General features: G+C 58.5%; 1 protein-coding gene. It reads left to right on the top strand.

Going from position 1 to position 366, the window contains the following annotated elements; all coding sequences use genetic code 11:
• On the top strand, positions 1 to 366 hold a 366-nt coding region (locus tag EOB59_RS35580), incomplete at both ends, for a hypothetical protein (RefSeq protein ID WP_164895879.1).

Below are 366 nucleotides of genomic sequence, written 5' to 3'. Positions count from 1 at the left end.
CGCTTGCCGGGCAAAATGGCGTCAACGATGGCGTCAACGAAGGCACGCAAACCGGCATTGCCTATCGCGAGATTTCGACGGGCGGCACCATAACAATCATCGACGATTGGAGCGCACTCCACTCTTTCTCGGCCGCCGACGTCTACACGATCACCGGCTACACCTCGAACACGCATGTCGACTTTAAGTCGGCAACCGGCGACAACCCGACGATCAGCACCCTGACTGTGAGTGCCAATGGTTGCGTCATCGCTTCGGCAAGCGGCGTCGAGCCGGCAACCGGTGCCTTCACTTTCTCCGGTGTCTCACTCGATCACGAACAGCAATGCGATAGCAGTAACGGCATCGTTCACATGCGTGAAGCGG

Source organism: Mesorhizobium sp. M7A.F.Ca.MR.176.00.0.0 (genome assembly GCF_004023165.1).
In the GTDB taxonomy this organism is placed as follows: Bacteria; Pseudomonadota; Alphaproteobacteria; order Rhizobiales; family Rhizobiaceae; genus Mesorhizobium.
Note: the sequence above shows the minus strand (reverse complement) of the source record. Positions and strands in the feature narration are given on the sequence as shown.